General features: G+C 61.9%; 4 protein-coding genes and 1 pseudogene. 2 read left to right on the forward strand and 3 right to left on the reverse strand.

Translation table 11 applies throughout. From position 1 onward, the window contains the following. Positions 1-48: 48 nt before the first annotated feature. The 3 genes and pseudogenes from B7444_RS15465 to B7444_RS15480 form a co-directional block, all read right to left on the reverse strand. Positions 49-1,123 (reverse strand): annotated as a pseudogene (locus tag B7444_RS15465) (IS5 family transposase). Between the two features lie 387 nt (positions 1,124-1,510). Next, positions 1,511-2,728, reverse strand: a complete 1,218-nt coding sequence (locus tag B7444_RS15475) for an FAD-dependent monooxygenase (protein WP_007284328.1) — start codon at positions 2,726-2,728, stop codon at positions 1,511-1,513. Between the two features lie 18 nt (positions 2,729-2,746). Further along, positions 2,747-3,490, reverse strand: coding sequence for a siderophore-interacting protein (locus tag B7444_RS15480; protein WP_007284329.1), 744 nt, complete (start codon positions 3,488-3,490; stop codon positions 2,747-2,749). A 91-nt stretch (positions 3,491-3,581) separates the two neighbouring features. On the opposite strand from B7444_RS15480, the gene B7444_RS15485 reads away from it, so the two are divergent. Together B7444_RS15485 and B7444_RS15490 are read left to right on the forward strand one after the other, a co-directional pair. Further along, positions 3,582-4,217 carry a TetR family transcriptional regulator gene (locus B7444_RS15485; protein WP_007284330.1) on the forward strand — a complete coding sequence of 212 codons (636 nt, stop codon included), beginning with the start codon at positions 3,582-3,584 and terminating at the stop codon, positions 4,215-4,217. A gap of 799 nt (positions 4,218-5,016) precedes the next feature. Continuing rightward, positions 5,017-5,328 (forward strand): VOC family protein, encoded by a 312-nt coding sequence (locus tag B7444_RS15490; RefSeq protein WP_007284332.1) that lies wholly within the window; start codon positions 5,017-5,019, stop codon positions 5,326-5,328. The last annotated feature ends 92 nt before the right edge of the window (positions 5,329-5,420 follow it).

Here is a 5,420-nt window from a genome sequence, read left to right on the forward strand (position 1 = left end):
CTCGTAATTTCAGGGTTGTGGCGTGCTGATTGAAGGTTCCCGGGATGGCTACGCGCTCGCGTTCAACCTCTCGAGGAAGAGGCGCATGTTGTAGACAATATTGGCCAGCCCGATCCTCATGGTGGCTCGCGCGATGCCCACGGTCCGGACGAACAGCCCCATCTGCGATTTCTGATCGGCAAAGACATGCTCGACACGCGACCGGATCACGGATTTTCCAGCATTCGACTTCTGGGTATGCCGGGGCATGGGCTTGAGATGCGGCTTTTTCCTGTGAACTTTCGAGACGAAACCCTCCTTGTCCATGAAGGCCTCGTTGGCTTTCGAGCGGTAGGCGGTGTCGGCCCAAACGCCTGAGGCCGTATTGGTTTTATCCAGCAGGCCCTCGCGCAGCCTGGCACCATCACTGGCAGCGGCATCCGTTGTCTTCCATTTCCGGATCAGTCGAAACTTTCGATCGATGGAAACATGCGATTTGTAGCCAAAGAACGGAATGGCGAGGTCCGTGGTTGGGAGCGTCCCGTCCTCCTGCCGCGTTGCCTTCGTGAACTTCAGCGTCCAGCGGGCGTGCCTGTCCTTGTGGGACAGCTTTACCGGCTTGTCTTCCCAGCCTTCGGGGATCCGGCCTTCCCGAAGATCGGCTTTTTCCCCGTTGGTATTGCACTGCTTTGGCGATGCCACGAGTGTGGCATCCAGGATCTGGCCCAACATCGGCAGATAGCCGGCGTTCCGCAGCGTCGCGTCAAAGCGCTCGAATGGTTTCTCAATCGCGCCCGACTTGGGTCAGCCGCTCATGGAACAGCCAGGCCATTTTGGCATCGGGCACCCGATCCGGTAACGCCAGGCCGAGGAAGCGCATGAAGGGCAAACGGTCGTTGATCAGATATTCCGTTCGCTCGTCGGAGAGATTGTTCAGCGTCTGGATCACCAGGATCTTGAACATCAGCACCGGGTCAAACGGCGGATGCTCGCCTTTGCTGCCGTCTGAATAAGAGAGAGCCTGCTCCAGATCCGGGCGGAACACCTCAAAATCCACAGTCCGGGAAAACGCTTCGAGTTGGTCGCCGAAGCCGCTTAACCGGGCAAGCCGCTCGTCAACATCAAAGAAACCCGACTGCTTCATGAGCCATCCCCCCATCCAATCAACGCAGGAGAAATGGAATCACAGACAGCAGTTCAGAGCCAAGGGGTTTTTCGAACCCTCCACGTGCAAGATTTTTCCCGGTCAACCCCCCGCAACGCTGCCGGGACAACGCGCCGCATCCACGGCGCGAGCGGAAGGCGCCGACAACCATTCGACTTCGGCCGCCAGGAACCAACGCGTACCTCGCGGTTGACCAAAAAGGATGTCCCGCCGCAGTGAAAACAAACGCAAGCCGCGTGAGATAGTCGCAGGCATCCATGGCGGTCGCATCCGTCATCAGGCCCGTCAGTATCTCCGTGCGACCGCCCGACCACCATGTTCTCATTACGTCCGGCCAAATCGTTGTCTGGCGCATAAACCATGGGGTCACGCCTGGGGGCGGCTGATCGCCTGGGCGTAGCGCGGCAGTATGAAACCGTTGTCGGACGCCTCATCGTCACCGATGCCGAAGCGTCGAAAGAGCTTTTGCGCGAGGCTGTTGGTCAGAACTTTTTCGACCGTGCGCAAAATGCCGATCCCGAGTAGCGACCTGGGATGGAACAGGCGGATTACGCCTGGATAGAGCGCGCGCCCGCTGGCGACATAAGGGCGCATCAGCCGCTCATATTCCGCGAATGCTTGCGTATGCGTCTGATCTTTCATCAGCTCGTTGGCGAGGATGTAGGCGCCCACCAGCGCCAGCGGTGTGCCCTGTCCGGTGTAGGCCGAGGGGCACCAGGCCGCGTCGCCCAGCAGCGCGAAGCGGCCTCTCGACCAGGTGGAGGCGACGATCTGACTCATCGGGCCGAGATAGAAATCCTGGTCATGGTCAAGGTTCGCGAGCACGCGCTTCGCCGGGCCGCCCACGTCCTGAAGCGCCTCGCGCAGCATCCGCTTCTGTGCGGCGCCATCAAGCTCTTGGGTGGAGAAGTCCTTGCGCGGAAAGGTGACGAGCACCGTGGTGTCGTTGTTATGGACGGGCCGCAGCAGCATGAACACCCCGCCACGGCCGTGGTAGATGCGCGCCCAGTCCGCGTCGTCGGCCCCGCGCGGAATCCTAAAGTAGGACGCATGGACGCCGAGATAACGAAAGCGGATGTCGTCATCCATGACAAGCCGGCGCGTCTGGGAGCCGACGCCCTCGGCGCAGATCACCAGATCGAACGTGTCGGTCGCGCCGTCGCTGAACGCGACGGACACGGCGCTGTCGGTTTGCGTGAGGCCGGTGATCGTCGTCCCAAAGCGATAGGCGCAATGATCCCTGGTCGCCTCATGGAGGATGTCCGCCAGCTCGCCGCGCAGGATTTCATAGGCGCTGGTGAGAGAGCCGACCGCGCCTTTGGGCAGCCGCGCCATGGCCTTGCCCGCGCCGTTCAGGAACTCGACGCCTTGCTCGCGCGTGTTCCGCGCCACAATCTCCTCCTCGATCCCCATCAGCCTGATGACGTCCTGGGCCGGCCCTTCGATATCGACGTTCTGGCCGCCGGTGCGGAACAGTTTTGCCCGCTCGATTACCGTCACGTCGCAGCCCTGCCGTTGCAGCCAGAACGCCAGCGCCGGCCCTGCGATGCTAGCGCCGGAGATCAGAATTTTCTGCGTAGCCATTCCCGTTATTCCGTTCTGTTAGTCGAGGCCGGCTTTGCCTGGCGCCCAATAGGCTTTGGCCTTGATCCGCGACGAGGCGAGGCCGCCTTGTTTCAGGTCCTGGCTCACGCGCTGGATCGACGGTGCCCTGCCGGTCAGAACCAGTTGCTCGCCGCTCGCGGCATGACGGGTCAGCACGCTGCCGATTTCAGCAAGGTGGCCGTCGCCGGCGCACCGCTCGATCACCATGGCCCGGCCGAGGCCGATAGCAGCGAGAACCACACGCGATTCCGCAATATCCGAAGCTTCGAAGACGGAGATTGCATCGCCGCCGAGCGTCGCCGCCATGCCGAACGAGGTTTCATCGCCGAACAACGCCACTGGCGTATCGGGGTCCGCAAGGTCGAGCGAGCGGCGCGGGCCGAGGAACTGGCAGGATTCGCCGCTGCGCAGACCGGACGCCCAGTGACTGCCCGGCCCATCGCCATGCACGAACGCCAGCAGCCGCGTCCGGCCGACGTCGGCATCCCACGCCATCGGCGTGTAAGTCCGGCTGGCGAGGCCACGGCCGACAGCCAGCTGGACCTTCTGCCCCTGCGCCCAGGTTACGCCTTTCAGATCGTCCCCCTCAAGCTCGATCAGGCGGAAGCGCGGCGAGAGGCTCGTGACGGCGACGACGCGCGCGGAACGCATCATCAGGTGCCGCAGCGCCCGCGTGACGGGCCCCGGCGGCTTCGCATGGGGCGGCGTGTCAGTTTCAGGGTCGATGAGGAGGTAGCCCATGCGATGAACTCCAGATGCTTGACGGGACCATGATCGGTTTTCATGATATGAAGGAAGCCTCAGGTTTACTATTCGCATATCGGAACCCGTCATGTCCGCACGCCGCCAGGTGCCTGTTTCCGAGCGAAAAGCGCCGCAGCAGGCCCGTGCGATCAGGCTCGTGGACGCGGTGCTCGAGGCGGCGCTTCAGGTTTTGGCGACGGAGGGCGCGCAGCGTTTCACCACCGAGCGCGTTGCCGAGCGCGCCGGGGTGAGCGTCGGCTCGCTCTACCAGTATTTCCCGAACAAGGCGGCGATCCTCTTTCGCCTGCAAAGCGACGAGTGGCGACGCACGGCCGATCTGCTGCGCGGGATACTCGAAGACCAGGCCCGGTCGCCGCTCGATCGGCTGCGCGCGGTCGTCCACGCTTTCGTCCGTTCCGAGTGTGAGGAGGCGGACGTGCGCACGGCGTTGGGCGACGCAGCCCCCCTCTATCGCAATGCGCCCGAGGCCCGCGAGGCGTGGAGCGCGGGCGCGGCGATCATGCAGGCGTTCATGCAAGAGGCGTTGCCCGATGCGCCCGGGCATCAGCGCGCACTCGCCGTCGACCTCATCGAGGCGACGCTGAGACGCGTCGGCAAGGAATTCTCCGAACAGCCGCGTGCGTCGACCGAGATCGACGCCTGGGCCGACGCGATGGCCGACATGCTCTGCGCTTATGTGCGGTCGCTTGCCGGCCAGAGCTGACGCGCCGATCATTGTGCAGGAAGGGCAGGTCACAGGTCCAGAGTTCCCGGTGGCCCTCAGTCTGTCACGCTGTCACGAGCCATGCGTGGAATGGCATACCGGCAGCGTCGCTGACATCCGTCATGACACGCGGAGGAAGGCACCGCCTCCTCGCGCGAGCGGTATCAGTGCTGCTCGTCCTGCAGGCCGCGCTGGCGGGATTTCGTATGGAACTGGGGTTCTCAGCGGCATGGGCGAGATGAGCGCCATCCTAGCCTACCTTTTCGCAGCCTTCGGGGCGCTATGCGTGGGTGGAGCCGCTTGGATACGGCTCTGTGCCATCCAGCCCGCGTAATATCTACGGGTGTCAGGATTCCAGCTTCGGTCAGGTCAGAAAGGTCAGCGTGGGGCGGTCAGTCCCCCTTGTGTGGGCGCGGGCGGATCAGGGTTCAGGGTAGGGCAGTGCCTTTCCTTCTGGGGTAGGAAGCCGGGCAGAGACACCAACCGGAATGAAACGTCGGCCAGGTGTCGCCGTCTTGTTGGTCATTTTCGTTGTCCAATAAGCTTCTACGAAACGGACATAACTGAAGATGCCGCTTGACCGCGGCTGCTGCCGTCATCAAAGTCGTTTTTGCCTAAAAAGACAGCGATGCAGGTATGGTGATAACCTGTGGTCTCTCCGGAGACAGTCACGCTTGAGCGAATAAACCCGCTCTTGGCCATGGCCGGACACGACGAGGATAGGCCTCGTCCGTGGTCGGTCGTCGTTGTCCAGATTGCGGCCAGCTCGTGTCCGTCTCACCAACGGAAAGGCACACTCATGAATCTGAACCATATCAATCTCTACAGCCACGATACTGAGGCTGATCGCGCAATGTTCGAACAGTATTTCGGCCTGCGCACTCTCGTTGTGCGTGGGAGCAAGATGGCCGTCCTGCAGGACAACGATGGGCTGGTGCTGATAGTCAACCATTTCGACAGTAAGCTCGAAGGCTTCGATTATCCCAGGCAATTCGACATCCTGCACATTGGTTTCATCCAAAAGTCTCGCGAGGACGTCGATGCTCTCTATAAACGTCTAAGCGCGGATGGCTGGGAGGTGCAGGCTCCACGCAACGCACATGGCGCGTAGTCTTTCTACTTTCGAGCGAGGGATGGCTACTTCATCGAAGTGACTACATTAGGCTCAGGACCTATTGATTTTTGAGGGAAATCTGATTCAGG

Origin of the sequence: Gluconobacter thailandicus F149-1 = NBRC 100600, assembly GCF_000964465.1 — a bacterium.
Classification (GTDB): Bacteria; Pseudomonadota; Alphaproteobacteria; order Acetobacterales; family Acetobacteraceae; genus Gluconobacter; species Gluconobacter thailandicus.

Bases quoted from the DNA above. Each gene is read 5' to 3' on its own strand.
- B7444_RS15475 (WP_007284328.1), bottom strand. From the start codon at position 2,728: ATGGCTACGCAGAAAATTCTGATCTCCGGCGCTAGCATCGCAGGGCCG.
- B7444_RS15485 (WP_007284330.1), top strand. From the start codon at position 3,582: ATGTCCGCACGCCGCCAGGTGCCTGTTTCCGAGCGAAAAGCGCCGCAG.
- B7444_RS15480 (WP_007284329.1), bottom strand. From the start codon at position 3,490: ATGGGCTACCTCCTCATCGACCCTGAAACTGACACGCCGCCCCATGCG.
- B7444_RS15490 (WP_007284332.1), top strand. From the start codon at position 5,017: ATGAATCTGAACCATATCAATCTCTACAGCCACGATACTGAGGCTGAT.